This window comes from Streptomyces sp. NPDC092369 (genome assembly GCF_044755245.1).
Lineage (GTDB): Bacteria > Actinomycetota > Actinomycetes > Streptomycetales > Streptomycetaceae > Streptomyces.
In genome coordinates this window covers 907,607-931,287 of the sequence record NZ_JBIVQP010000001.1, presented here as the reverse complement: position 1 = coordinate 931,287, position 23,681 = coordinate 907,607, and the positions used below count along the sequence as shown (strand labels likewise).

Here is a 23,681-nt window from a genome sequence, read left to right as displayed (position 1 = left end):
AGCTGAAGCGACCGTACAACGATCACGGCCCCTCCCGAGAGATGTGGCGAGGCCGGGCAACGGTCTCCCTCCCCCGAAGGTGACCGTTGCCCGACCGCTCCCCCGGCGCCGGACAGGTGGTCCAGCAACGCCCGAGTGGCGCGGTTCTCCGTGCTGCTACCAGCACATGACCGCTGTCTGTCCCGGTCCCCAGGCCGAGTACAGACGCACACGGACGTAGTAGCGGCGGCCCTTGACGAGACGGGCCCTGATGGTGGCGTTGTGCGGTGTTCCGCCGTCGTCGTGGCCGGTCAGGTAGCGGGGCTCCTCGTCCCGTTCCTCGAAGACCACGACGACGGTGTCACTGTCGCCGAAGGTGCCCACGGTGTACTCGCGGGTCTCCGGCGGATCGATCACGAAGTCCGCCTGCTCGCCCGGCCCCAGACCCAGCGGCGCCGAACGGAAGGGCACCAGCGCGGGTGGCTGCGGCGGATCCGCCGGCGGATACCAGCGCAGCACGAACTCCTTGTCGGCCGGCGACAGCGAACCCGGCGGATTCAGTCCCGCCCGGAACTGCTCCGGCTCCAGGATCAGCCCGCCCGAGAACGGGTACTCCATGATCGACTGCGGGTCCCAGACGGAGCCGTTGACCTCGTCCGGGTCCAGCTTGCGCAGGATGTTGAAGAACGTCTTGTCCCGGCTCCAGAAGTTCGGCGAGCCCGCCAGATCCGCGTAGACGGCTTCGTCGTCCCAGTGGATGCCGGCGAACGGGCTCTGGTGCTCGTGCAGCATCCCGAGCGCGTGCCCGATCTCGTGCAGGGCCGTCCCACGTTCACCCGGCGCGGTCAGGTCCCAACCGAAGTTCATCGTGCGGTCGTTCACGCCGATCTGCAGCGCGTCCCGGCCCACCGTCGACCACGAACCGTCGCCGAGCTGGAACCCGATGCGTACCTCGGCCTCCGTGCGGTCCGCGACCTCGACGAAGGACACGCCGAGCCCGAGATCCCGCCACTCCTGGAAGCACTCGCGCACCACGTCCCGCTGCTCCTTGGCGCCGACCCACGACACCCGCCGCATCGCCCCGGTGCCCGGGACGGGGATGACGGAGGCGTCGCCGTCGCCGTCGAAGAAGCAGTAGTGCAGGACCGTGCCGTTGACCCACATCCGGTTGCCCGACAGGAGCGCACTGCGCCGCTCGGCGGTCAGCCCTGCCGCGAAGGCGGGGGCCGACTGCTGCGCGAGGGAGCAGTAGCGTCCGGTCATGCGCACAGCCTGCCCCGATCCAGGTCACGGGCGCCTGAGTCGGGGTCTACTCAAGTCGCCCTGTATCAGGACTGAGTACTCGCGCTCATACTCCCGTGACGACTTTCGAACGCGACGCGAAGACCCTTGAACTGCCCTGGCCGTTCACCGGACGAGAGGACGAGCTCGAACTGATCCGCCGGTCCCTGACCGCGAGCCACCACGGCATCGTGGTCACCGGCTCCGCGGGCTCGGGCAAGACCCGGCTGGTCACCGAGGCACTGCGGGGCAGCGACCGGGCCCGGGCGGCCGGCACCCCCGAGACCCGTCACCTCTCCTTCGCCGCGTTCGCACACCTCCTGCCCGAGACGGTCTCCCTGCACCGGGCGGTCCAACTCCTCTCCGGCCTACGACTGTTGCTGGTCGACGACGCCCATCTGCTCGACGACGCCTCGGCCGCCCTCGTGCACCAGCTCGCCGTGCACGGCCGCACCCGACTGGTCGTCGTCGCGGCCGACGAAACCCCGGTGCCCGGCGCGATCTCCCGCCTGTGGACAGGCGAGTTGCTGCCCCGCCTCGCCCTGGAGCCGCTGCCCCGCGAGGACACCGAACAACTCCTCGCCGCCGGTCTCGGCGCCGGCCTGGAGGCGCTCACCCTCAACCGACTGCTCCGCCTGAGCGGCGGCGACCTGCGCCTGCTGCGCGACCTGGTGGACGCGGTCCGCGAGCGCGGACTGCTCAACCGCAGGGCGGACACGGACAGTTGGTCCTGGCGCGGCCCACTGCCCGTCACCACCACCGTCCGCGAGCGCGCCGCCCGCGTGCTCGACCGGCCGCACGCGGACGAGCGCGAGACCCTGCAACGCCTCGCCTTCGGGGAGCCGTTGGGGCAGGACACGGACGACTTCGACCTCCATGTCCTCGAACACCTGGAGGCCGACGGCCTGGTCCGCATCGACGAGCACCAGGAAACTCCCGTCGGCCTCACCACCGTCCGCCTCGCCCACCCCCTGTACGGCCCGGTGCTGCGCACCGCGGCCGGCCGGCTGCGGGCCCGGCGACTGGCCCGGCGGCCCGAGCAGTGGCGGCCGGCCCTCGACGCCGAGGCGGCCGAACTGGCAGGGCGGATCGAGCGGGCGGATGTCAGGACCACGGCCACGCCGGTGGGGGAGTGGCTGGTCGAGGAGGGCGCGTCGGTGCCGGCGGGGTATGCCGCCGTACGCGCCCGGTATGCGCGGCTGAGGGGGGAGCTGCGCGAGGCGGCGGCCTGGGCGAGGGAGGGACTGCGGGACGACGGGGGCGACCTGTCCTGCCGTACCGAACTCGCCCTGGCCACCGCCCAGTCGGGGGAGACGGGCACCGCTCGCACGGCCGCCGGGGGACCGCTCGGGGGCGGCGCGGCCGTGTGGCTGGCGGTGTCCGGGGGGGACGTCGACGGGGCGCTCGAGACGATCGGAGCGGGAGATTCGTACGAACTGTACGAGGCCGTTCGTCTCGGCGCCCCGGAGGCGGTCGTCGGCCGGCTGCCGGCCGGCGGTGTCCTCGCCCTGCACGCCGACGCGCTCGCCCGCGGCGACGGTCCCGGCCTGGACCGGGCCGCCGAGGCGCTGGAGCGGCGCGGCCTGCTGCTCTTCGCCGCCGAGGCGCACGCCCAGGCGGTACGGGCCCACCGCGACCCGCGCGCCGCCCGCACCTCACGCACGCGTGCCGTCGCCCTCGCCCGCCGCTGTCAGGGCGCCCGCACCCCGGCCCTGTCCGGCCTGGTCCTCGGCGAACTCACCGCCCGCCAGCGGCAGATCGTCACCCTGGCGGCCGCGGGCCTGAGCAACCGTCAGATCGCGGAACAGCTCACGCTGTCCATCCGCACGGTGGGCAACCACCTCTACAGCGCGTACGCCCGACTCGGCGCCAGCGACCGCGGGGCGCTGCCCTGGCTCACGGCGGTACCGGACGCGCAGTCGGCCTGAGCCGCACACCAAAGGGGCGGTCTGACCCCCAGTATTCGGGGGAGGGGTCAGGCCGCCCTGTCATGTCCGGAGACGGAACGCCCTGCGCGTTCGACCCGGCTCCACGGCGTCAGCCGACGGGGAACGTGTCCGTGCCCACGACGTTCAGCAGGGCCAGCTTCTCGTGGCTCTCGGTGCCTGGTGTCGCGGTGAAGACGAGCAGGGACTGGGACTGGTCGGGGTCCAGCAGGTTCTGGCAGAACAGGTCGATGCGGCCGACCTGCGGGTGGACGAACCGTTTGGCGTCGCTCCAGCGCAGGCCGACCTCCTGCTGGTCCCACAGGGAGGCGAACTCGCCGCTGCGGCGCAGGAGGTCGGTCACCAGGCGGGCGGCCTGCGACCGGGGTCCTTCCCGTGTGGAGGCCGCTCGCAGGAGGGCGACGTTCACCCGGCTGTTGAGACCGTGGTCGTCGGGGAGGTAGCGCTCGCGCGCGGCCGGGTCGGTGAACCAGCGGTAGGGGGCACTGCGCGCCCGACCGGTGTGGTGGGTCTGCTCCCCGAGCAGGGCCACGCCGGGTGCCGTCTGCAGCAGGGTCTCGCCGAGCGGGCCCATCACCTGTGCCGGCGTGTCCTGCAGCCGGTCCACGACCCGCATCAGCCCCGGACTGACGTGCTCACCGCGCAACTGCCGGTGCGGTGCGCGGTGCCCGCACAGCAGGAACAGGTGATCGCGCTCGTCCGGCGTCAGGCGCAGACCGCGGGCGACGGCGGCCGCCATCTGCGGCGAGGGCTGTGGTCCGTCCCCGCGTTCCAGCCGGGCGACGTAGTCCGCGGACATGTCGCACAGTTCCGCCACCTCCTCTCTGCGTAACCCGCGCGTGCGGCGCCGCGACCCGCGCCGCAGCCCCACGTCCTCCGGCTGCAGCGCCTCCCGACGGGCCCGCAGGAAGGCACCCAACTGGGCGCGGTCCACCGACTGTTCCATGAAGAAGGCCCTCCCCGAAGTCCGCCGCACTCCGTACGCCGGTCCATGCATCGTCGCAGGCCCGGACGCCCGCAGCCACGGACCGCGAGTCAGTGGATGAGCGGATCCTTCATCCGCGCCGCCGGGTGCCGTGGACTGGTCGTGGTTCCGCGGTGACCGACACCGCGGCGAGCGAACGGAGGAGGTCCCCATGGACAAGCGGGCGGACAAGAGGACGGACAAGAGGACGGACATGCGAACGGGCCGGCGGACGGGCAAGTGGACAGCCGCCGACCTGCCGGACATGACCGGACGGACGGTCCTCGTCACCGGCGCCGGCCGTGGTCTCGGGCTCATCACCGCCCGCGAGTTGGGCCGCGTCGGTGCCCGGGTCGTGCTGGGGGTGCGCAGCCCGGAGCAGGGCCGCCGGGCGATCGCCGGGCTGCCCGGGGACTTCGACGTACGGCGGCTGGACGTCTCGGACCTGGGCTCCGTACGGGAGTTCGCCCAGCAGTGGACCGGCGACCTGGACGTCCTCATCAACAACGCCGGTGTCATGGATGTCCCGGCGGCGCGCACCGCCGACGGTCTCGACGTGCAGACCGCGACGAACTACACCGGTCCGTTCGCACTGACCGGCCTGCTCCTGCCGTACCTGACCGACCGCGTCGTGAGTGTGACCAGCCAGCTGCACCGCCAATCCAGGCTGGATGTCGCCGACTTGGACTGGCGGTCGCGCACCTACCACCCGATGCACGCCTACCGGGACTCCAAGCTCGCGGTCGTCCTGTTCTCCCTCGAACTCCAGCGCCGGCTGACCGCGTCCGGCAGCCAGGTGAAGTCGGTGCTCGCCCACCCCGGCATCGCCACGACCTCACTGGCCGCGCACTCCTCGGCGAATGCCGTCAACCGCCTTGCGTTCCTGCTCAACGACCCGGAACACGGCGCCCTGCCGGTCCTGTTCGCGGCCACGCAGGACGTGCCGGGCAACGCCTACGTCGGCCCGGACGGCTTCGGCAGCATCAAGGGCCACCCCACCGTGCGCAGGCCGGGCCGGGTCGGTCTCGACGAGGCGAAGGCCGCCGACCTGTGGCAGGCGTCGGCCGCTCTGACGGGAGTCGGGGGGTGAACCACCGGCAGATGGCCGCGACCGAAGGCATCCGCTGCCCTGAGCGGCGTCGCACGTGACGTCCTCCCGCCCGCCCCGGATTCCCGCTCAGGCCGCCCCGAACGCCGCGAACGCCCAGCCCGTCGCCTGGTGCATCGCGTCGCCCGGCAGCGCGGCCCGGGCGTCACGCAGGGCCTCCGCCAGGGAGAGGCCCGCGCTGAGGCCCTTGTGCAGGGCGAGCATCAGCGGGACGACGGCCGCGTCGTTGACCGGCGCGCTGCTCGCCACCACCCCGGCCGTGCCGAGTGGCAACAGCGCGGTGACCAGGCCGAGCAGCTCGTCCGCGCCGACCGAGGCGAGGCGGGCGGTGTCGCAGCTGGACAGGATGATCCGGTACGGGCTGCGGGCGAGCCGTTCGAAGTCGTGGACGATCAGCGGACCGTCGGCCATCCGCAACGACGAGAACAGCGGGCTGTCGGCGCGGAAGACCCCGTGCGCGGCGATGTGCGCGAGCGCCGCGCCGTCGAGCTCCCGCAACACCCGCGGCACCCGCGCCTCGTCGTGCTCCAGCAGGATCGGCCTGCCGTACCGGTCGGCCAGTTCGGGCACCTCGGCGCCACCGGTCGCGAGGCCTGGTCCGCGTACCAGCACATGGCGTCCACCGGGCGGCGGCTCGGTCTCCCGGGCGCGCAGCCAGCTGCTCGCCGACGGCGACACGCTGAGCACTCGCTCGCGCAGCGACGGCAGCAGGGCCCACGGCACTTGGTGCAGCCGCCCGGGCGGTACGACGACCACGGGCCCCGAGCCCAGGTGCGCGGCCGCCGGTCCCAGCAGCAGCTCCTCCAGCCGGCGTCCCATCGCCTCGACCAGCGGAAGCCGGGCATCCGCCCCGGGGTGGGCCAGCCGCCGCAGGCCCGCCTGGACGTGTTCGGCCTCGCGCTCGGCGTCGGCGACCAGCCCCGCCTCGAACCGCCTGACCCGGCCCTCCCCGCACAGCAGCACCTGGACCCGCCCGTCCAGCACGGCCAGTTCCACCAGCCGCACCTCGCCGAGCCGGGCCAGCAGCCGAGCGGGGTCGAAGCGGGTCTCGTCGCCGGGGGCGTCGCCGCGCATGTGCAGGGTGCGGGAGCGGATCTCCCGCTCCAGGCGCCGCTGTTCGCGCTCCAGGGCGGGCAGCGGACGTCCCTCCATGCGGGCCTCCTCCGCCTGGGCGGCGATCACCCGGAAGGAGGTGAGATCGCCGAGCAGCACCGGATCGGCCGGCGGCCGGGTCGGCGGCGCGGACAGCACGGTGGCCCGCCAGCGCTCGCTCCACACCAGCAACCGCCGCGGTCCGCCGGACTCCACGCTCGCCTGCTGTGCCAACGCGGCCAGTTCCGCGCCCTGTTCGGTGGCGCGGGCCCGCAACTCCGAGGCGCCGAGCGTCATCCGATGGTCGTCCAGCACGTCGAGACCGCGCCGGCACGCCTCCAGTACACCCCGGCTCGAACCGGCGGACTCGGCCAGCAGCGCCCGCGCCGCCCAGCCCGTCATCCGGGCCAGCGGCGGCCCGCTGTGCCGGCTGCGGGCGGCCACCGTCAGATGCCGTTCCGCATCCGCCGTCCAGCCCAGGCCCAGCGCGATCCGGCCCGCCAGGAGGGAGGCCTCCGGCGCGGCGGGGGCGCCGAAGGAGGCGAGCTTGTCGGCCACCGCGGCGGCGTCGGCGACCAGTCGCCCCGAGCCCCGCCCCGCGGCCACCCGCGCCTGGATCAATACCAGCCGGGCGTGCGCCTCCCACCAGGGCCGCCGCTGCCCGGCGAACAGCCGCACCGCCAGCTCCGCGCGCGCGATCGACGTATGCGGATCGCCCGCCCGCCGGGCCGCGTGGGCCGCGACCAGCAGCAGCTCCGCCTTGCGGGTGGCCTGACCGCCGATGCCGTCGAGCACCCCGATCGCCGCGTCCGCCTCGGCCAGTGCCTCCGGGGCGAGCCCGGCCGCCATCAGCACCTCGCAGCGCCGGATGTAGAGCATGAAGGACGGCGTACCGAGCTTCGCGTACCGTTCCTCGGCTTCGTCGAACAGGCGCAGGGACACCGGGATGTCGCCCGACCGGAACGCGGCCAGGCCACGGCTCTCCACCGCGTCCGCCTTGTCGTGTTCCTGGCCGGTGGTGTCCCACAGCGCCTCGGCGGCCGTGAAGTCGGCGTCCGCGCGGTCCACCGCGCCCAGCGCCAGGTGCACGGTCGCACGCAGCGTCAGCGCGCGTGCCACCCAGATGGTGTCCTCCGCCTGCCGCAGCACGGGAATCGCCTTGCGTACGTCCTCCAGGGCCTCCCGGTGCCGGCCCAGCACCCAGCCGGCGTACGCCCGCCGGAACAGCACGCGCGCGCGGGTGTGGCCGGTGCCGCGCTCCACCCCGCGCTCCAGCGCGGCCAGACCCTGCTGAGTGCGCCCCGCGTGCACCAACGCGACCCCGAGCGCGGCCAGGACATCCGCCTCCCGGTCGGCCGAGTCCGCGCGCGCCGCGAGATCCCGCGCCCGCCGCAGGTGATGCAGGGCGAGCTTCATGTCGCCCCAGTCCCGCTGCCAGATGCCGATCACCTGGTGGGCGATGGAGGCGTGCAGCAGCGACGGATCGGCTTCGAGCACACCTTCCGCCCTCGCCAGCGCGTCCTTGGGGGCGGCGAACACCATCGGCAGCAGTTCAAGCACCGCGTCGCTTCCCGCTGTCACCCAAAGGATGGTAGTGGTCCCGGTTGCACACCACATCGGTTTGGCGCTGTATCAAACGACGGCCCCGCGGCTCTGACTGACGACCACCGCCCCAGTGGAGGAGGACACGCCATGGCACCTCAGCGTTTCCACGAGCAGTTCGACCAGATCCAACGCTCGATGCCCGACACCCCGCTCGCCCTCGGCCCGGACGACGCGGCCGAGTTCATCTACGAGAAGGGTGTCGTCCTCGCCCGGGACGGCGAGGAGGCCCAGCTCGTCGAGGACACCGTACGCACCCACTTCGACCGGACCACGGGGCTGGTCGCGGACCGGGTGCAGCGGGTCAGCCCGCAGACCAACCGTTCCGGCATCACCCGCATCCAGGTCGGCGACCCCGGCCACGGCGACGGGCGCGGTGACCGCGCGGTCGCGGGCGCCCTGCGCGCGCTGCGGGAGCAGGAAGGACGCACCGGACGCCGACTGGTCAGCCGTAACCACATCGTGTCCATCGCGGTGAACTCCTGTCCCGGTGACGAGCCCGTGCCCGTCCCCTTCAGCCAGCCGCCCAACCCGGCCGCGGCCGAGGACGCCCACGAGGACACCGCCGTCCGTGTCCTGGTGATAGACAACGGCCTCACCCACGACTTCGCCTCCTACCCGCTGCTGGCCAACACCCAGGGCGACCCGCAGGTCCAGGAGACCGTGAACGGGATCCTCCAGCAGTACGTCGGGCACGGCACGTTCATCGCCGGACTCCTCGCGGCGGTCGCACCCAACACCGACATCACGGTGCGCAACACGCTCAACGACGCCGGCGCGGTCCTGGAGTCCGAGTTCGGCGAGCTGCTCTTCGACGCCGTCGAGCGGGACGGGTGGCCGGACATCCTCAGCCTCTCCGCCGGCACCTCCAACGGCCGCGTCGACGGACTGCTGGGCCTGGACGGCTTCATGGCCGCGCTGCGTGACCAGAGCACCCTGCTGGTGGCCGCGGCCGGCAACAACGCCAGCGCCACCCCGTTCTGGCCCGCCGCCTACGCCTCCCTGCCCGACTACGCGGACGCCGTCCTGTCGGTCGGCGCGCTGCGCAGCGACGGCGAGTTCGGCGCCTGCTTCAGCAACCACGGCGCCTGGGTGAACGTCTACGCCCCCGGCGAGCGCCTCACCAGCTCCCTCACCGGCTTCGACGTGCCCGTCCCGTACATCTACCAGCACTCCACCTACGACGCCTGCCGCTTCGGCTTCACCTACCACTGCACCTGCCAGTACCCGAGCCACGCGGGCGTGCTGAGCGACGACGGCTCCCACCCCACGCCGGACCAGGTGATCTTCGAGGGGTTCGCGCAGTGGAGCGGCACGTCCTTCGCCACGCCGGTCGCCGCCGGCCTGGTCGCCTCCTACATGACGGCGAACAAGGAGCAGGACCCGCGCGCCGCCGCGCGTCTGCTGCTCTCCGGCAACACGGAGATCGCGGAGGTGCGGGGGGCGCACGTCCCGGCGCTCCGGCCGCCCACGTGGCGCGCGATTCCCACCACGTCGGTATGAACGCGATCCACTGGAGGTCACGGTCCTGGGCCACCCCCGTCACGGCGTACGATGACATGCCGTACACGAGGGGTGAGGCCGTGGACCGAGCAGATGTCGGCGCGTTGGTCCAGTCCGCCGTCGACGGTGATGCGGCGGCCTGGAAGGCGCTCGTTGAAGGGCTGAGCCCACTGGTGTGGTCCGTCGTGCGCGCGTACCGGCTCTCCGATGCCGACGCGCACGAGGTCTACCAGACCGTGTGGTTCCGCTTCGCCCAGCACCTGGGCCGGATCCGGGAACCCGAGAAGGCCGGTTCCTGGCTCGCGAGCACGGCGCGGCACGAGAGCCTGAAGGTCATCAGGAGCATGAAGCGACTGACCCCGACGGACGACCCGCAGCTCCTGGACCGGGTCAGCGAGGACAGTACGCCGGAACAGTCGCTGCTGGACTCGGAGGAGGCCGCCGCCCAGAGCGAGCGCGTCCGCCACCTGTGGCAGGAGTTCGCCGAACTCGGCGAGCGGTGCCGGCAACTGCTGCGCGTCCTGATGGCCACGCAGCCGCCCAGCTACCAGGAGGTCTCCGCCTCGCTGGGCATCGCCGTCGGCAGCATCGGACCGCTGCGCCAGCGCTGTCTGCGCCGGCTGCGGGCACGACTCGAAGCACGGGGTGCGGTGTGACGAACATCGACGGCACAGACGGCACAGACGGTGCGGGTGGCCCGGACGACATGGACGGCTTGGACGACATGAGCGGCGACGACGCCCACGGCGACGACTTCGGCGACGACTTCGAACTCGACCTGCTGGAAGAGGAGTTGCGCCGGGCCGCGGGCATCCTGGACCCGGTCCCCGCACAGCTCCAGCAGCTCGCCGTCGAGGCCTTCGCCCTGCACCACCTCGACGCCCGAATCGCCGAGCTGACCTTCGACTCGGTCACCGACGCCATCCCGGTCAGAGGCGCCGTGGACGTACCGCGGATGCTGACCTTCCACGTGGGCGGGCTGACCGTCGACGTGGAACTGACCGCGCAGGGCCTGATGGGTCAGGTGCTGCCACCGCAGACGGCCCGCATCGAGGTCCTCAGAGGACCGCAGGGCGGCTCCGCGCTGACGACGGACGACATGGGCCGCTTCACCTCGGCGGAACCCCCCGCCGGTCCGTTCGCCCTGCGGCTGCGGACGGACGAGGGGACCGTCGTCACGGACTGGCTGACGGCCTGAGCGGTCGGGCCCCGCTCACCGGTGCCCGACACAGCTCACCGCTCACTTGTCAGCGAGCGCCCGTCACCAGGTGACAGTCAGGTTCTGGGGCCCCCGGATCATCGTCCGGCGGCGCCAGACCACCTCATCGGCGGGGACCGCCAGACGCAGGCCCGGCAACCGGTCCAGGAGCGTGCCGACCAGCAGTTCGGTCTGCAGCCGGGCCAGGACGGCGCCGGTGCAGTAGTGCGAGCCGTTGCCGAAGGCCAGGTGCGGGTTGGGGTCGCGGTCCGGGTCGATGCGGTCCGGGTCGGGGAAGACCGCCGGGTCGCGGTTGGCGGCCAGGTAGGACACGTACACCGGATCGCCCGCGCTGATGCGGTGGCCGTGCAGCTCGACGTCCTCCAGGGCGATGCGCGCCAAGCCCACCGAGGTGCGGTGCGGGATGTGACGCAAGAGTTCGTCGAGGACGGCTCCGCGGGCCTCCGGTTCGCGCATCCGCTCCCTCAGCTCCGGCCGGGTAAGGATCAGGAACAGCATCTGGCCGCAGTTGTGGGTGACGGCCTCGCCGCCGATCTGCAGCGGCCCGGCGAGCCCGACCGCCTCCTCCTCGCTGATCTCGCCCCGCCCGACGGCGGCGCCGAGCAGCGAGTACACGTCCTGGCCGGTGCTGTGCGCCCGGGCCCGGATGGTGTCGGTGATCCACCCGTACATGCCGTTCTTGGCCCGGTCGGCGGCCTCGGCCCCGCCGGAGGTGGAGATGATCTGCCGGGTCCAGGAGTGCACCCGCTCCCGGTCCTCGGCGGGCACGCCCATGACCTCGCTGACCACGGCGAGCGGGAAGGGCTCCAGGACCCGCTCGATCAGATCGGCCGGCGGCCCGTCCCGAACGACCCCGTCCACCAGCTCGTCCAGCAGTTCCTGCGCGCGCGGCCGCAGCCGCTTCATCGCACCGACCGTGAAGGCACCCGCGACCGGCTTGCGCAGCCGGTTGTGGTCGGGCTGGTCGGCGAAGGCGAGCGAGCCGGGACGCGGCTTGAAGTGCGGTGCCAGTCGCGTCACTTGACGACGGGTCACCTCCGCGCGGCCGAACCGCGGATCGTTGGTGATCGCCTTCACGTCGTCGTACCGGGTGGCCAGCCATGCCCAGCCCTCGCCGTGCGGCAGCCGGATACGGGTCAGCGGGCCCTCGCGCATCAGCTCCGCGAGCACCGGGTCGAAGTCGTCGGGACCGGCGAGGTCGAGCGCGGGCCAGTCGCGCACCGGGGGCGGTGCCTGGGCGGTCAGCAGGGTGGGATCCTCGGTCATGAACCCACCCTCACCGGCCCCCGGCCGCCTGTCGCGCGGGAGTGCTCCAGCCGGAGTCCGGACGCCAGGGGGCGGTCAGCCCGGTACGGAGTCCACGAGGGCGGCCAGCGCCGTAGCCAGCCGGGTCAACCCGGGGCCGGCGAGCCCACCAGGCTCGGTCATGTACTGATCCCGCCTGATCTCCACCATGAGGGCGGCCACCCGCGGATCCCTCCCGTGTAACTCCAGCGGTACGTACGTCCCGCCGAACGGACTGTCCACCCCCGTCTCCCCGCACTCCGCGAACGCCTCCCGCGCGGCCGCCAGCAGCTCGGGCGGCGTGTGGAAGGAGTCGGTGCCCAGGCAGACCGGCGGCCGGGGACCCTCGCCGTGCAGCTCGTAGGGCAGCGCCGCCGTGGGATAGGAGTGCACGTCGATGACGACGGCCCGTCCGGTGGCGGCCAGCCGATCCGCCACCGCCTCCGTCATCGCCTGCGCGTACGGCCGGAAGAAGCGGTCGATCAGCGGCTCGGGATCGCTGTCCGCGGGCCGCAGCTCCCCCCGGTGCGTGGTCCGCGTGTACACCGCGCCCATCCCGACCGACAGCATCTCCTCCCGCTCGTCGGGGAACCGCTCCGGATCGACGACCAGCCGCGACAGCCGGTTGACGAACCGCCAGGGCGTGACGGCCGCCAACTCGGCCGCGGCCTCGGCGAGTTCGGCGGTGTGCGCGTCCGTGATGTGGTCCAACTCCCGCTCCAACGCCGTGTCGTCCAGCACGATCCCCGAGCGCACGTCGGCCGGAATCACCCGCGCGGAGTGCGGCACGTGCAGGATCACGGGTGAGTCGGCGGGGCCGGGCAGAAGCTCGAACGGCGCGGGCGGCACTGGCTGCTCCAAGAGGCGTTGAAGGGGCGTTGTCAGTGGTGCGTGGCAGCATCAAAGGTGCCACATCGACAGGCACGGACGTGGTGTCGCCTAGCCTCGGGTCATGACCGTCCACGAGCTGTCGCGAGCCGACGCCCGCCGTATCGCCGTGCGAGCCCAACTGCTGGACGCCTCGCGGCCGGCCGGGCTGCTCGACGTGGTGCGCGGGCTGACCCTGCTGCAGATCGACCCGGTCGCCGCGGTCGCACCCAATGCCGACCTGGTGGCGTGGAGCAGACTCGGTTCGTCGTACGGGCCGGCCGAGGCGACCGCCGCGCTGGGGAAGCGGACGCTGCTGGAGCTGCAGGCGATGATCCGGCCCGCCGAGGATCTCGCGCTGTACCGCGCCGAGATGGCGGAGTGGCCCGAGCGCGGGACTCCCTCGTCGTGGCGCGAGTACCACCGCACCTGGGTCGCGGCCAACGACGCCTGCCGCCGGGACATCCTCGACCGACTGCGGGCCGAGGGGCCACTGGCCTCCCGTGCTCTCCCGGACACCTGCGCCGAGCCATGGCGCTCCAGCGGCTGGACCAACAACCGGAACGTCACCAAGCTCCTGGAGCTCATGGTCCAGCGCGGCGAGGTCGCCGTCGCAGGACGCACGGGCAGCGACCGGCTCTGGGATCTCGCGGACCGCGTCTACCCGGACGCCCCGGCGGTCCCGGTGGAGGAGGCGCTGCGGATCCGGGACGAGCGGCGGCTGCGCGCCCTGGGCATCGCCCGCGCCCGCGGACCCGAGTGCCAGGTGGAGCCGGTGGACGTGGGTGAGGCGGGCGAACCGGCCGTCGTCGAGGGCGTGCGCGGCAAGTGGCGCGTGGACCCGGGGCAGTTGGGCCGGACCTTCGCGGGGCGGGCGGCCCTGCTGTCGCCCTTCGACCGGCTGGTCCACGACCGCAAGCGGACGACAGAACTGTTCGAGTTCGACTACCAGTTGGAGATGTACAAGCCCGCCGCCAAGCGCCGCTGGGGCTACTTCGCGCTGCCGGTCCTGTACGGCGACCGACTGGTCGGCAAACTCGACGCCGCCGCCGACCGGAAGGCCGGGGTGCTGAAGGTGAACGCGCTCCACCGGGACGTGCCGTTCACCGAGGCCATGACCGCGGAGATCGACCGCGAGATCGAGGATCTGGCCCGCTGGCTCGACCTGGAACTCGTCCTGCCCGACTGAACTCCGGCTCGGCCGCCGGCACCGGCCCTCGGCACTGGCACTGGCACCGGCACCGGCTCCGGCTCCGGCACGGACGCTGACGCGTCAGCCGGCGCCGACGGTCACACAGGAGCCAGGAGTTCCCGTACGAGCGCCCCGACCTGCTCCGTCTCGATCAGGAACCCGTCGTGTCCGTACGGCGACTCGATCACCCGGAGCTGGTCGGCCGTCGGGATCAGCGTGGCCAACTCGGCCTGCTGGGCGAGCGGGTAGAGGCGGTCGGAGTCGACGCCCGCGACCAGCGTGCGTGCGGTGACCCGGCTCAGCGCGGCCCGGGTGCCGCCGCGGTCCCGGCCGACGTCGTGGGCGTTCATGGCCTCGGACAGGACCACGTAACTGCCCGCGTCGAAGCGGTGGATCAGCTTGGCGGCGTGGTGGTCGAGGTAGGACTCGACCTGGTAGCGGCCGCCGTTCCAGGGATCCTCCGTGCCCTGGGGTGATCGGCCGAAGCGGATCCGGAGTTCGGGTTCGCTGCGGTAGGTGACGTGGGCCAGCCGGCGGGCGAGGCCCAGCCCGGTGTGCGGGCCGTGGCCGGTGCCGTGGTAGTCGCCGCCCTGCCAGTGCGGGTCGCTGCGGACGGCGTGCACCTGGATGTTCGACCAGGCGATCTGCTCCGCGCTCGCCGCCGCCGTGGTGGCGAGCAGCAGCAGCGCGCCGGTGCGCTCGGGGTGGGACACCGCCCACTCCACCGCCCGCATCCCGCCCATCGACCCGCCGACGACGAGCGCCCACCGCTCGACCCCCAGCCAGTCGGCGAGACCGGCCTCGGCGGCCACCTGGTCGCGCTGGGTCAGGAACGGGAAGGAGCCGCCCCAGCTCCGGCGCCCGTCGGGACGCGTCGAGGCCGGTCCCGTACTGCCCTGGCAGCCGCCCAGGACGTTCGGGGCGACGACGAACCAGCGGTCGGTGTCGAGCGCGAGCCCGGGGCCGACCAGCCCGTCCCACCAGCCGGCGGTCGGGTGACCGGGCCCGGCCGGACCCACGACATGGCTGTCGCCGGTGAGGGCGTGCAGGACGAGGACGGCGTTGGCGCGGTCGGGCGCGAGCCGCCCCCAGGTCTCGAACGCCAGCCGTGCGCCCGGCAGTTCACCGCCCGCCTCCAGCGGGAGCGGCTTCTCCGGGGTGTACCACCGGCGCCGCCCGGGCGGGTCCCCCTCCCGCCAGGCCCCGGTGGCCGGCGGGAGGGGACCTTCAGCAGCAGCGGCGGCAGCGGCCGGCACCTACGCGCCCTTGGCCGCGCGGAATCCGGCCTCCAGGTCGGCCTTGAGGTCGGCGAGGTTCTCGATGCCGACCGACAGGCGCACCAGACCCGGCGAGGTCCCGGTGGCGGCCAACTGCCCCTCGTCCAGCTGGCTGTGGGTCGTGGACGCCGGGTGGATGATCAGGCTGCGGACGTCACCGATGTTGGCCAGGTGGCTGAACAGCTCGACGGCGTCCACGAACCGCTTGCCCGCCTCGACCCCGTCCCGCAGTTCGAAGGAGACGACGGCGCCGGCTCCGCGCGGGAGATACGTCTGCCCGGCCTCGTACCACTGGCTGGACGGAAGCCCCGGATAGTGGACGGCCGCGACCTCGTCCCGCTGCTCCAGCCACTCGGCCAGCGCCTGGGCGTTCGACGAGTGGCGCTCGATGCGCAGGCTCAGCGTCTCCACGCCCTGGAGGAGCAGGAACGCGGAGTGCGGGGAGAGGGCCGGGCCGAGGTCGCGCAGCAGCTGGACCCGCAGCTTGATCGCGAAGGCGCCCGGGCCGAGGGCGGGCCAGTACTGGAGGCCGTGGTAGCTCGGGTCGGGCTCGGTGAAGTCCGGGAACCGCTCGGTGTGCGCGCCGAAGTCGAAGGTGCCGCCGTCCACGACGACCCCCGCGATGGTCGTCCCGTGTCCGCCGAGGAACTTGGTCGCCGAGTGCACGACGATGTCCGCGCCGTGCTCGATGGGGCGGAGCAGATAGGGAGTCGGCACCGTGTTGTCGACGATCAGCGGTACGCCCGCCGCGTGGGCCGCGTCCGCGACCGCCCGCACATCGAGGACGTTCCCGCGCGGGTTGCCCAGCGTCTCCGCGAACAGCGCCTTGGTGTTCGGCCTGATCGCCGCCCGCCAGGCCTCGACGTCATCGGGGTCGTCGACGAAGGAGACCTCGATGCCCAGCTTCGGCAGGGTGTGCCGGAAGAGGTTGTAGGTGCCGCCGTACAGCGACGTACTGGAGACGATGTGGTCGCCCGCACTCGCCAGCGTGAGGATCGCCAGGGTCTCCGCCGCCTGTCCGGAGGCCAGTGCCACGGCCGCGACACCGCCCTCCAGCGCGGCCACGCGCTGCTCGAAGACGTCCTGGGTGGGGTTGTGGATGCGGGTGTAGATGTTGCCGGGCTCGGCGAGCGAGAACAGGTCGGCGGCGTGCTGGGTGTCCCGGAACACGAACGACGACGTCTGGTAGATCGGCGTCGCCCGGGCACCGGTGGTCGGGTCGGGCGTGGCACCGGCGTGGATCTGCTTGGTCTCGAAGGACCAGGCCGAGGTGTCGGGGCCCGCGGGCTCGTCCTCGGGCGTGTGACCGGCGGTGACGGAGTCGATCGGCTGGCTCATGGTGCTGCTCCTCGTGCGAAGGGGCGTGCCGGCGCACGCGTTCAGGCACGCGTGGGCACGGCAGCGGAGAGTGAGGGAGGGCCGGAGGGGAGCGTCAGCTCACGGCACAACACGCAGTGGTGGTCACGCGCACGTAGTCGACGTGGCGCCGGGTCACGAGCACCGTCATACGACGAGCGAACCACGGATGATCGGCGCGGACCAGCGTCCCGTCACGCGTGACACAGAGCCTTCATGAACAGCCGCCGCGGCAGGGCTGGACCAGCGGTTGCGGACGGCTCGGCCTGCGGGCCGGCGGCGCCTGGGCCGCGCTCGGCAGCGACTCGGTGCGCAGCGACTCGGCGTACGGCACCGCGAGGCCGACCCGGAACGGCTCCCCGTTGCCGGCGATGGAGTTGACGTAGACGACCGTGGGGGTGCGGGGTTCGAACTCCAGGGGGGGAAAAGGTGCCGGCCAGGACAGGAGAGCGCCTTGCGCCGCCCGGTCGGCGGCCCGCGCGCCATGGCGGCCCAGTTGGAATACCTGATCGAGGCGACGGCCCTGCCGAACGTGACGATCCAGGTCATGCCGACCGCCAAGGGCGCCCACGCGGTCCACTTCGGAAGGCTCGTTGGGCCGCCGGGCCCGCGATCACGGCACGGGCGTACTTCTCGGTCCGCAGCAGGCGGTGCACGAACGTCGGCTCGTAGCAGCGCAGGACGCGGGCGTCGGCCTCCGGGCCGGTGTAGGTGGCCATGCCCGAGGGCAGCACCTCGCCGTAGTGAACACCGCGGCCCCGGCCGGGAGGACCCGGCCGGGGCCGCGTGCGGGATCAGGCGGGCGTCACAGGGACGCGAGCGCCTCGTTCCAGGTGGTCGACGGGCGCATGACCTTCGCGGCCTTGGCCGGGTCGGGCTGGTAGTAGCCGCCGATGTCGGCCGGGGAGCCCTGGACGGCGAGCAGTTCGCCGACGATCTTCTCCTCGTTGGCGGCGAGGGTCTCGGCCAGCGGCGCGAAGGCCTTGGCCAGGTCCGCGTCGTCGGTCTGCGCGGCCAGCTCCTGCGCCCAGTACAGGGAGAGGAAGAAGTGGCTGCCGCGGTTGTCGATGCCGCCGACGCGACGGGTCGGGGACTTGTCCTCGTTGAGGAAGGTCGCCGTGGCGCGGTCGAGGGTGTCGGCGAGGACCTTGGCCCGCGCGTTGCCCGTGAACTCGGCGTACTGCTCAAGAGACGGGACCAGCGCGAAGAACTCGCCGAGCGAGTCCCAGCGCAGGTAGTCCTCCTTGACCAGCTGCTGGACGTGCTTGGGCGCGGAGCCGCCGGCGCCCGTCTCGAACAGGCCACCGCCCGCCATCAGCGGAACCACCGACAGCATCTTGGCGCTGGTGCCCAGCTCCAGGATGGGGAAGAGGTCGGTGAGGTAGTCGCGCAGCACGTTGCCGGTGACGGAGATGGTGTCCTCGCCGCGGCGGATGCGCTCCACCGACAGCTTGGTCGCCTCGACCGGGTTGAGGATCCGGATGTCCAGACCCTCGGTGTCGTGCTCCGCCAAGTAGGCGTTGACCTTGGCGATCAGGTTGGCGTCGTGCGCGCGGGTCTCGTCCAGCCAGAAGACGGCCGGGCTGCCGGTGGCGCGGGCGCGGGTGACGGCCAGCTTCACCCAGTCCCTGATCGGCGCGTCCTTGGTCTGGCAGGCGCGGAAGATGTCGCCGGCCGAGACGGCCTGCTCGATCACCACGTTGCCGGCCTGGTCGACGAGGCGGACCGTGCCGGTGGTCGGGATCTCGAAGGTCTTGTCGTGGCTGCCGTACTCCTCGGCCTTCTGCGCCATGAGACCGACGTTCGGGACCGAACCCATCGTGGACGGGTCGTAGGCGCCGTTGGCACGGCAGTCGTCGATCACGACCTGGTAGACGCCGGAGTACGAGGAGTCCGGCAGCACCGCGAGGGTGTCGGCCTCCTGGCCGTCCGGGCCCCACATGTGGCCGGAGGTGCGGATCATGGCCGGCATCGAGGCGTCGACGATCACGTCGGACGGCACGTGCAGGTTGGTGATGCCCTTGTCGGAGTCGACCATGGCGAGGGCCGGGCCCTCGGCGAGCTCGGCGTCGAAGGAGGCCTTGATCTCAGCGCCCTCGGGCAGCGCCTCCAGGCCCTTGTAGATACCGCCCAGACCGTCGTTCGGGGTCAGGCCGGCCGCGGCGAGCGTCTCGCCGTACGCGGCGAAGGTCTTCGGGAAGAAGGCGCGCACCACGTGACCGAAGATGATCGGGTCGGAGACCTTCATCATCGTGGCCTTGAGGTGCACGGAGAACAGCACGCCCTCGGCCTTGGCGCGGGCGATCTGCGCGGTGAGGAACTCGCGCAGCGGCGCCACGTGCAGCACGGACGCGTCGACGACCTCGTCCGCGAGGACCGGTACCGACTCGCGCAGCACCGTGGTGGTGCCGTCGTCGCCGACCAGCTCGATGCGCAGCGAGCCCGCCTCGGAGATCACCGCGGACTTCTCGGTGGAGCGGAAGTCGTCCACACCCATCGTCGCCACGTTGGTCTTGGACTCGGGGGTCCAGGCGCCCATGCGGTGCGGGTGGGTCTTGGCGTAGTTCTTGACCGAGGCGGGGGCGCGCCGGTCGGAGTTGCCCTCGCGCAGCACCGGGTTCACGGCGGAGCCCTTGACCTTGTCGTAGCGGGACTGGATGTCCCGCTCCTCGTCGGTCTTGGGGTCGTCCGGGTAGTCCGGCAGCGCGTAGCCCTGGCTCTGCAGCTCGGCGACGGCGGCCTTGAGCTGCGGGATGGACGCCGAGATGTTCGGCAGCTTGATGATGTTGGCCTCGGGCGTCTTGGCCAGCTCTCCGAGCTCATGGAGGGCGTCCGGGATCCGCTGGTCCTCGGTCAGGTACTCCGGGAACAGGGCGATGATCCGCCCGGCCAGCGAGATGTCCCGCGTCTCCACGGCGACCCCCGCCTGCGAGGCGTACGCCTGGACCACCGGCAGGAACGAATACGTCGCCAGGGCCGGGGCCTCGTCGGTGTGCGTATAGAAGATGGTCGAGTCAGTCACCGGGTGCTCCGCTCCACGTCTGCAACATTGCTCGACATCAAGATATCTCGTGACCGAGGTCGGCTCGACAGCGGTCCGTCCCGACTTCCTTACAACACCGTGCTTTCGATTCCCGACAACATCGTGCGCCCGCGATGCAACCTCCCCGCACGATCTTGGAGTCATAGAGGGGTGATCGCACAACTCGGGTGGATGACCCGGGTCGTGCGACGCCAGCGCACGACTCATCCGACGGCCGGACCGACCACCCGGCCGCCCGAGCGAAAGCGGATCATGAGATATCGCACCAGAGTGACCGCCCCGGCTGCCGCACTGATCGGCACCGCCGCAGCCCTGACCATCGGCTCGCAGGCCTCGGCGGCCACCATCGACGGGGGCACCAAGGGCGCGGGCACGCCCGGGCCCGAGACGTTGGGGGACTCCGTCTACCCGAGCCTCGGCAATGCCGGCTACCGGGTCTCCGCGTACCACCTCGACCTCGCCTACGACGCGACCACCAAGCTGGTCGACGGCGAGGCGACCCTGAGGATAACCACCACCCAGGCCCTCACCCGGCTCTCCCTGGACGCCCTGGGCCTGGACATACGCGCCGTCCGCGTCAGCGGCCGGGCCGCCACGTTCGAGCAGGTGGGCGAGAAGCTGCGGATCACCCCCGCCCGCCCGCTGCCCGCGAAGCTCCGCACGACGATCTGCGTCGAGTACGGCGCCGACCCGGCCCGTGCCCTCCCGCACACCGCCTGGGTCGTCACCCCGGACGGCTTCGCGATCTGCCCGCAGCCCAACTCGGCGCACACCGTCTTCCCGTGCAACGACCACCCCTCGGACAAGGCGGACTTCACCTTCCGCGTCACCGCCCCCGCGGGAACGCGCGGTGTCGCCAACGGCCTGCTCACCGGCACCGAGACGCTGGCCGACGGCCGCACCGCGTACTCGTACAAGTCCCGCGAGCCGATGGCCACCGAACTGGCGCAGATCACCGTGGGCGACTACGTGATCAAGGACCGGCAGGGCCCCAACGGCCTGCCCCTGCGCGATGTCGTCCCGGCCGCCCGCGCCGCCGCCCTCGAACCGGCGCTCGCCCTCACCCCGAACCTGGTCCAGTGGCTGGAGGCGCGCCTGGGCGCCTTCCCGTTCGAGACGTACGGACTGTTGCCGGCCAACACGGACAAGGGGGACGCCTTCGACTTCACCGGCCTGGAGACGCAGACCCTCACCCTGTACAAGCCGAACTTCCTGCTCCAGCCGGAGAAGAGCATCGGCTCGCACATGATGCACGAGCTGGTCCACTCCTGGTTCGGCAACCTCGTCAGCCCCGGCAACTGGGCCGACCTGTGGCTGAACGAGGGACACGCCGACTTCTACGGGCTGCTGTACCGCTACGAGCGCGGCTGGGCGGACTCCATCGGCCTGACCACGATGGAAGCCCGGATGAAGAACACCTACGCGCTCGGCGACCAGTGGCGCCGCGACTCCGGTCCGGTGGCCGCGCCCAACGAGGCCAACCTGTTCGACAACCAGCGCTACCTCGGCGGTGTGCTGGTGCTGTACGCCCTGCGCCAGCTGGTCGGCGAGAGCGTCTTCGCGAACATCGAGTCCACCTTCCTGGCCCGCTTCCGCAACTCCTCGGCGACGACGGACGACTACATCGCCGTCGCCTCGGAGGTCTCCGGCCAGGACCTGTCGGGCTTCCTGCGCGACTGGCTCTACGGCACGAAGACCCCCCGGATGCCCGGTCACCCGGACTGGACGGTCACGCCCGCGAGTTCCTCGCTCGCGCCGCGCAAGCGGACGAGCGGGCACCACGACAACTCGGCGACGCTGTAGGTCACTCGGGGTGGGCGGCGGTCATGTCGCCCACCCCCTCCGATTCCGAGTTGCGCTGCTGCGGAATCGACACCGATCCCTGCTGCAGCGCCACCGTCCGCGTGGGCGCCGGGATCCGGATGCCCTCCTCGCGGTAACGCCGGTGCAGCCGCTTGATGAACTCGTGCTTGATGCGGAACTGGTCGCTGAACTCGCCGACGCCCAGGATCACCGTGCAGCCGATCCGGGAGTCGCCGAACGTGTGGAAGCGGACCGCCGGTTCGTGCTCCGGAAGGGCGCCGCTGATCCCGGTCATCACGTCCGCGATGACCTCCAGGGTGACGCGCTCGACGTGCTCCAGGTCGCTGTCGTAGCCGACCCCGACCTGGACCAGGATCGTCAGGTCCTGCTCGGGACGCATGAAGTTGGTCATGTTCGTCTTGGCGAGCTGCCCGTTGGGGATGACGACGAGGTTGTTGGACAGCGCCCGGACCGTCGTCTGACGCCAGTTGATGTCCTCGACGTAGCCCTCCTCGCCGCTGCTCAGCTTGATGTAGTCGCCGGGCTGCACGGTCTTGGAGGCGAGGATGTGGATGCCCGCGAAGAGGTTCGCCAGGGTGTCCTGGAGGGCGAGCGCGACCGCGAGACCGCCGACGCCCAGGGCGGTGAGCATCGGGGCTATCGAGATGCCCAGCGTCTGCAGGACCACCAGGAAGCCGATGGCCAGGACCAGCACCCGGGTGATGTTCACAAAGATCGTGGCCGACCCGGCGACCCCGGAGCGGGACTGGGTGACCGCCCGCACCAGACCGGCGATCACCCGGGCCGACGCCAGCGTGACGACGAAGATCAGCACCACGGTCAGCGTCTGATTGACGTGGTGCTGGACCGACTTCGTCAACGGCAGCGCGGCGCCCGCCGACGCGACTCCGCCGAGGAACGCCGCCCACGGCACGACCGTGCGCAGCGCCTCCACGATGACGTCGTCGCCGCTCCAGCGGGTGCGGTCGGCGTGGCGCCCGAGCCAGCGCAGCAGCATGCGCAGCAGGAACGCGGCCAACAGACCTGCCGCCAGGGCGATTCCGGCGTGGACCCAGTCGTCCAGGGTGAGCCCTCGGGTCACCGGTCACCTCCGACCAGCGCGTGCGCGGCGCGCGTTGCCGCCGGGTACCGGATGTGAAGTGTCGTCACGTTGCCACCTGCTCGATACGGGAAGTGCGAGCGTTCATCGTGCCCTATCCCGCACGGCAGTTCGTACCTGACCAGCGCGGATCGGACAGTGCCCGCCGCGAGTTCGGCCTGCTCCACCGGCTCCTCGGACACCGGGTCGCGTCCGGGAACCCCGGATCTCGCACAGTCCACCCCGCCCCGCTGATCGGCCGGCCGTTTGTTCGCCCGCTGTGCGAGGCTGAAGGTCCCGCAGTGATCCCCTACGTGTCCCGTCCCGAGGGAGTGTCGATGTCAGTCGAGCGCACGGTCCCGCCGGTCGCCCTCGTGACCGGCGCCAACCGCGGCATCGGGTACGAGGTCGTGCGCCAGCTCGCCGACCGAGGGCATCGGGTGCTGCTCGGCTCCCGTGACCTCGGCAAGGGCCGGGCCGCCGCGAACCGGATCGACCCGCGCGGCGAGCGCGTGAGCGCCGTACAGCTCGACGTCGCCGACGCGGCGAGCGTGGCCGCCATGGGCGAGTGGGTCACCCGGGAGGTGGGGCGCGTCGACGTCGTCGTGAACAACGCCGCGATCCTCTACGACACCTGGGCCCAGGCCAGGTCCGCCGATCTGGCCGAGGTCCAACGCGCCCTGGACACCAACCTGTTCGGGGCCTGGCGGGTCACCCAGGCACTGCTCCCGCTGCTGCGCCGCAGCCCGCATCCGCGGGTGGTCATGGTCAGCAGCGAGGCCGCCTCCCTGCAGTCGATGAGCGGGGGCACGCCCGCCTACGGCGTCTCCAAGGCCGCGCTCAACGCCCTCACCTGCCTGCTCGCCGGCGAACTGCGCCGCCAGCGCGTCCTTGTCAACGCGATCTGCCCCGGCTGGGTCGCCACCGACATGGGCGGCGGCGGTGGCCGGCCAGTCGCCGACGGCGCCGCCGGGATCGTCTGGGCGGCCACCCTGCCCGACAACGGGCCGACCGGCGGATTCTTCCGGGACGGCAAGCCCGTGCCCTGGTGACACCACCCGATCCG

Annotated in this window: 19 protein-coding genes; 9 read left to right on the top strand and 10 right to left on the bottom strand. The window is 72.2% G+C overall.

Going from position 1 to position 23,681, the window contains the following annotated elements; translation table 11 throughout:
- Positions 1 to 156: 156 nt before the first annotated feature.
- Positions 157 to 1,242: a M12 family metallopeptidase gene (locus ACIQI8_RS04110; RefSeq protein ID WP_402344713.1), complete on the bottom strand. Its 1,086-nt coding sequence runs from the start codon at positions 1,240 to 1,242 to the stop codon at positions 157 to 159.
- Between the two features lie 95 nt (positions 1,243 to 1,337).
- Between ACIQI8_RS04110 and ACIQI8_RS04105 the strand changes: the two genes are divergently transcribed.
- Positions 1,338 to 3,188, top strand: coding sequence for a LuxR C-terminal-related transcriptional regulator (locus tag ACIQI8_RS04105; RefSeq protein ID WP_402344711.1), 1,851 nt, complete (start codon positions 1,338 to 1,340; stop codon positions 3,186 to 3,188).
- Positions 3,189 to 3,297: 109 nt separating this feature from the next.
- Here ACIQI8_RS04105 and ACIQI8_RS04100 read toward each other — a convergent pair whose 3' ends face one another.
- Entirely contained in the window at positions 3,298 to 4,152 is an 855-nt protein-coding gene (locus tag ACIQI8_RS04100; protein ID WP_402344708.1) for a helix-turn-helix transcriptional regulator, read from the bottom strand.
- A 190-nt stretch (positions 4,153 to 4,342) separates the two neighbouring features.
- Between ACIQI8_RS04100 and ACIQI8_RS04095 the strand changes: the two genes are divergently transcribed.
- A complete protein-coding gene (locus ACIQI8_RS04095; RefSeq protein ID WP_402344706.1) occupies positions 4,343 to 5,260 on the top strand; it encodes an SDR family NAD(P)-dependent oxidoreductase in 918 nt (305 codons plus the stop codon).
- A gap of 87 nt (positions 5,261 to 5,347) precedes the next feature.
- On the opposite strand, the gene ACIQI8_RS04090 is transcribed toward ACIQI8_RS04095, so the two are convergent.
- A complete protein-coding gene (locus ACIQI8_RS04090) occupies positions 5,348 to 7,912 on the bottom strand; it encodes a CHAT domain-containing protein (RefSeq protein ID WP_402346670.1) in 2,565 nt (854 codons plus the stop codon).
- 150 nt (positions 7,913 to 8,062) lie between these two features.
- Between ACIQI8_RS04090 and ACIQI8_RS04085 the strand changes: the two genes are divergently transcribed.
- The 3 genes from ACIQI8_RS04085 (at position 8,063) to ACIQI8_RS04075 (ending at position 10,673) form a co-directional block, all read left to right on the top strand.
- Positions 8,063 to 9,475 carry a S8/S53 family peptidase gene (locus tag ACIQI8_RS04085; RefSeq protein ID WP_402344704.1) on the top strand — a complete coding sequence of 471 codons (1,413 nt, stop codon included), beginning with the start codon at positions 8,063 to 8,065 and terminating at the stop codon, positions 9,473 to 9,475.
- Between the two features lie 80 nt (positions 9,476 to 9,555).
- The gene (locus ACIQI8_RS04080; protein WP_402344702.1) at positions 9,556 to 10,131 is read left to right on the top strand and encodes an RNA polymerase sigma factor; all 576 of its coding nucleotides are present in this window, start codon (positions 9,556 to 9,558) and stop codon (positions 10,129 to 10,131) included.
- A 68-nt stretch (positions 10,132 to 10,199) separates the two neighbouring features.
- The gene (locus tag ACIQI8_RS04075; protein ID WP_402346668.1) at positions 10,200 to 10,673 is read left to right on the top strand and encodes a hypothetical protein; all 474 of its coding nucleotides are present in this window, start codon (positions 10,200 to 10,202) and stop codon (positions 10,671 to 10,673) included.
- Between the two features lie 63 nt (positions 10,674 to 10,736).
- Here the strand turns inward: ACIQI8_RS04075 and ACIQI8_RS04070 are convergent, their stop codons facing one another.
- Positions 10,737 to 11,960, bottom strand: coding sequence for a cytochrome P450 (locus ACIQI8_RS04070; RefSeq protein ID WP_402344701.1), 1,224 nt, complete (start codon positions 11,958 to 11,960; stop codon positions 10,737 to 10,739).
- A gap of 75 nt (positions 11,961 to 12,035) precedes the next feature.
- Entirely contained in the window at positions 12,036 to 12,827 is a 792-nt protein-coding gene (locus ACIQI8_RS04065; protein WP_402344698.1) for an N-formylglutamate amidohydrolase, read from the bottom strand.
- A gap of 103 nt (positions 12,828 to 12,930) precedes the next feature.
- Here ACIQI8_RS04065 and ACIQI8_RS04060 point away from each other — a divergent pair, with 103 nt between their 5' ends.
- Positions 12,931 to 14,034, top strand: coding sequence for a DNA glycosylase AlkZ-like family protein (locus tag ACIQI8_RS04060; protein WP_402344695.1), 1,104 nt, complete (start codon positions 12,931 to 12,933; stop codon positions 14,032 to 14,034).
- 101 nt (positions 14,035 to 14,135) lie between these two features.
- Here ACIQI8_RS04060 and ACIQI8_RS04055 read toward each other — a convergent pair whose 3' ends face one another.
- Positions 14,136 to 15,293 carry a homoserine O-acetyltransferase gene (locus ACIQI8_RS04055; RefSeq protein ID WP_402344692.1) on the bottom strand — a complete coding sequence of 386 codons (1,158 nt, stop codon included), beginning with the start codon at positions 15,291 to 15,293 and terminating at the stop codon, positions 14,136 to 14,138.
- Positions 15,294 to 16,652 (bottom strand): bifunctional o-acetylhomoserine/o-acetylserine sulfhydrylase, encoded by a 1,359-nt coding sequence (locus ACIQI8_RS04050; protein ID WP_402344689.1) that lies wholly within the window; start codon positions 16,650 to 16,652, stop codon positions 15,294 to 15,296.
- 218 nt (positions 16,653 to 16,870) lie between these two features.
- On the opposite strand from ACIQI8_RS04050, the gene ACIQI8_RS04045 reads away from it, so the two are divergent.
- Positions 16,871 to 17,056, top strand: a complete 186-nt coding sequence (locus ACIQI8_RS04045) for a hypothetical protein (protein ID WP_402344686.1) — start codon at positions 16,871 to 16,873, stop codon at positions 17,054 to 17,056.
- Between the two features lie 159 nt (positions 17,057 to 17,215).
- Here ACIQI8_RS04045 and ACIQI8_RS04040 read toward each other — a convergent pair whose 3' ends face one another.
- Together ACIQI8_RS04040 and ACIQI8_RS04035 are read right to left on the bottom strand one after the other, a co-directional pair.
- Positions 17,216 to 17,389, bottom strand: coding sequence for a Scr1 family TA system antitoxin-like transcriptional regulator (locus tag ACIQI8_RS04040; RefSeq protein WP_402344683.1), 174 nt, complete (start codon positions 17,387 to 17,389; stop codon positions 17,216 to 17,218).
- 86 nt (positions 17,390 to 17,475) lie between these two features.
- Positions 17,476 to 19,692 carry an NADP-dependent isocitrate dehydrogenase gene (locus tag ACIQI8_RS04035; protein WP_402344680.1) on the bottom strand — a complete coding sequence of 739 codons (2,217 nt, stop codon included), beginning with the start codon at positions 19,690 to 19,692 and terminating at the stop codon, positions 17,476 to 17,478.
- Between the two features lie 273 nt (positions 19,693 to 19,965).
- Here ACIQI8_RS04035 and ACIQI8_RS04030 point away from each other — a divergent pair, with 273 nt between their 5' ends.
- Positions 19,966 to 21,516 (top strand): M1 family metallopeptidase, encoded by a 1,551-nt coding sequence (locus ACIQI8_RS04030; protein ID WP_402346666.1) that lies wholly within the window; start codon positions 19,966 to 19,968, stop codon positions 21,514 to 21,516.
- Position 21,517: 1 nt separating this feature from the next.
- Here ACIQI8_RS04030 and ACIQI8_RS04025 read toward each other — a convergent pair whose 3' ends face one another.
- Positions 21,518 to 22,618, bottom strand: coding sequence for a mechanosensitive ion channel family protein (locus ACIQI8_RS04025; protein ID WP_402344677.1), 1,101 nt, complete (start codon positions 22,616 to 22,618; stop codon positions 21,518 to 21,520).
- Positions 22,619 to 22,953: 335 nt separating this feature from the next.
- Between ACIQI8_RS04025 and ACIQI8_RS04020 the strand changes: the two genes are divergently transcribed.
- Positions 22,954 to 23,667: an SDR family oxidoreductase gene (locus tag ACIQI8_RS04020; protein WP_402344674.1), complete on the top strand. Its 714-nt coding sequence runs from the start codon at positions 22,954 to 22,956 to the stop codon at positions 23,665 to 23,667.
- Positions 23,668 to 23,681 lie beyond the last annotated feature (14 nt).

Coding starts and splice junctions, on each gene's coding strand:
- ACIQI8_RS04100 (WP_402344708.1), bottom strand. CDS start 4,152: ATGGAACAGTCGGTGGACCGCGCCCAGTTGGGTGCCTTCCTGCGGGCC.
- ACIQI8_RS04070 (WP_402344701.1), bottom strand. CDS start 11,960: ATGACCGAGGATCCCACCCTGCTGACCGCCCAGGCACCGCCCCCGGTG.
- ACIQI8_RS04040 (WP_402344683.1), bottom strand. CDS start 17,389: ATGGCCACCTACACCGGCCCGGAGGCCGACGCCCGCGTCCTGCGCTGC.
- ACIQI8_RS04020 (WP_402344674.1), top strand. CDS start 22,954: ATGTCAGTCGAGCGCACGGTCCCGCCGGTCGCCCTCGTGACCGGCGCC.
- ACIQI8_RS04050 (WP_402344689.1), bottom strand. CDS start 16,652: ATGAGCCAGCCGATCGACTCCGTCACCGCCGGTCACACGCCCGAGGAC.
- ACIQI8_RS04110 (WP_402344713.1), bottom strand. CDS start 1,242: ATGACCGGACGCTACTGCTCCCTCGCGCAGCAGTCGGCCCCCGCCTTC.
- ACIQI8_RS04095 (WP_402344706.1), top strand. CDS start 4,343: ATGGACAAGCGGGCGGACAAGAGGACGGACAAGAGGACGGACATGCGA.
- ACIQI8_RS04030 (WP_402346666.1), top strand. CDS start 19,966: ATGAGATATCGCACCAGAGTGACCGCCCCGGCTGCCGCACTGATCGGC.
- ACIQI8_RS04085 (WP_402344704.1), top strand. CDS start 8,063: ATGGCACCTCAGCGTTTCCACGAGCAGTTCGACCAGATCCAACGCTCG.
- ACIQI8_RS04075 (WP_402346668.1), top strand. CDS start 10,200: ATGAGCGGCGACGACGCCCACGGCGACGACTTCGGCGACGACTTCGAA.
- ACIQI8_RS04090 (WP_402346670.1), bottom strand. CDS start 7,912: ATGGTGTTCGCCGCCCCCAAGGACGCGCTGGCGAGGGCGGAAGGTGTG.
- ACIQI8_RS04060 (WP_402344695.1), top strand. CDS start 12,931: ATGACCGTCCACGAGCTGTCGCGAGCCGACGCCCGCCGTATCGCCGTG.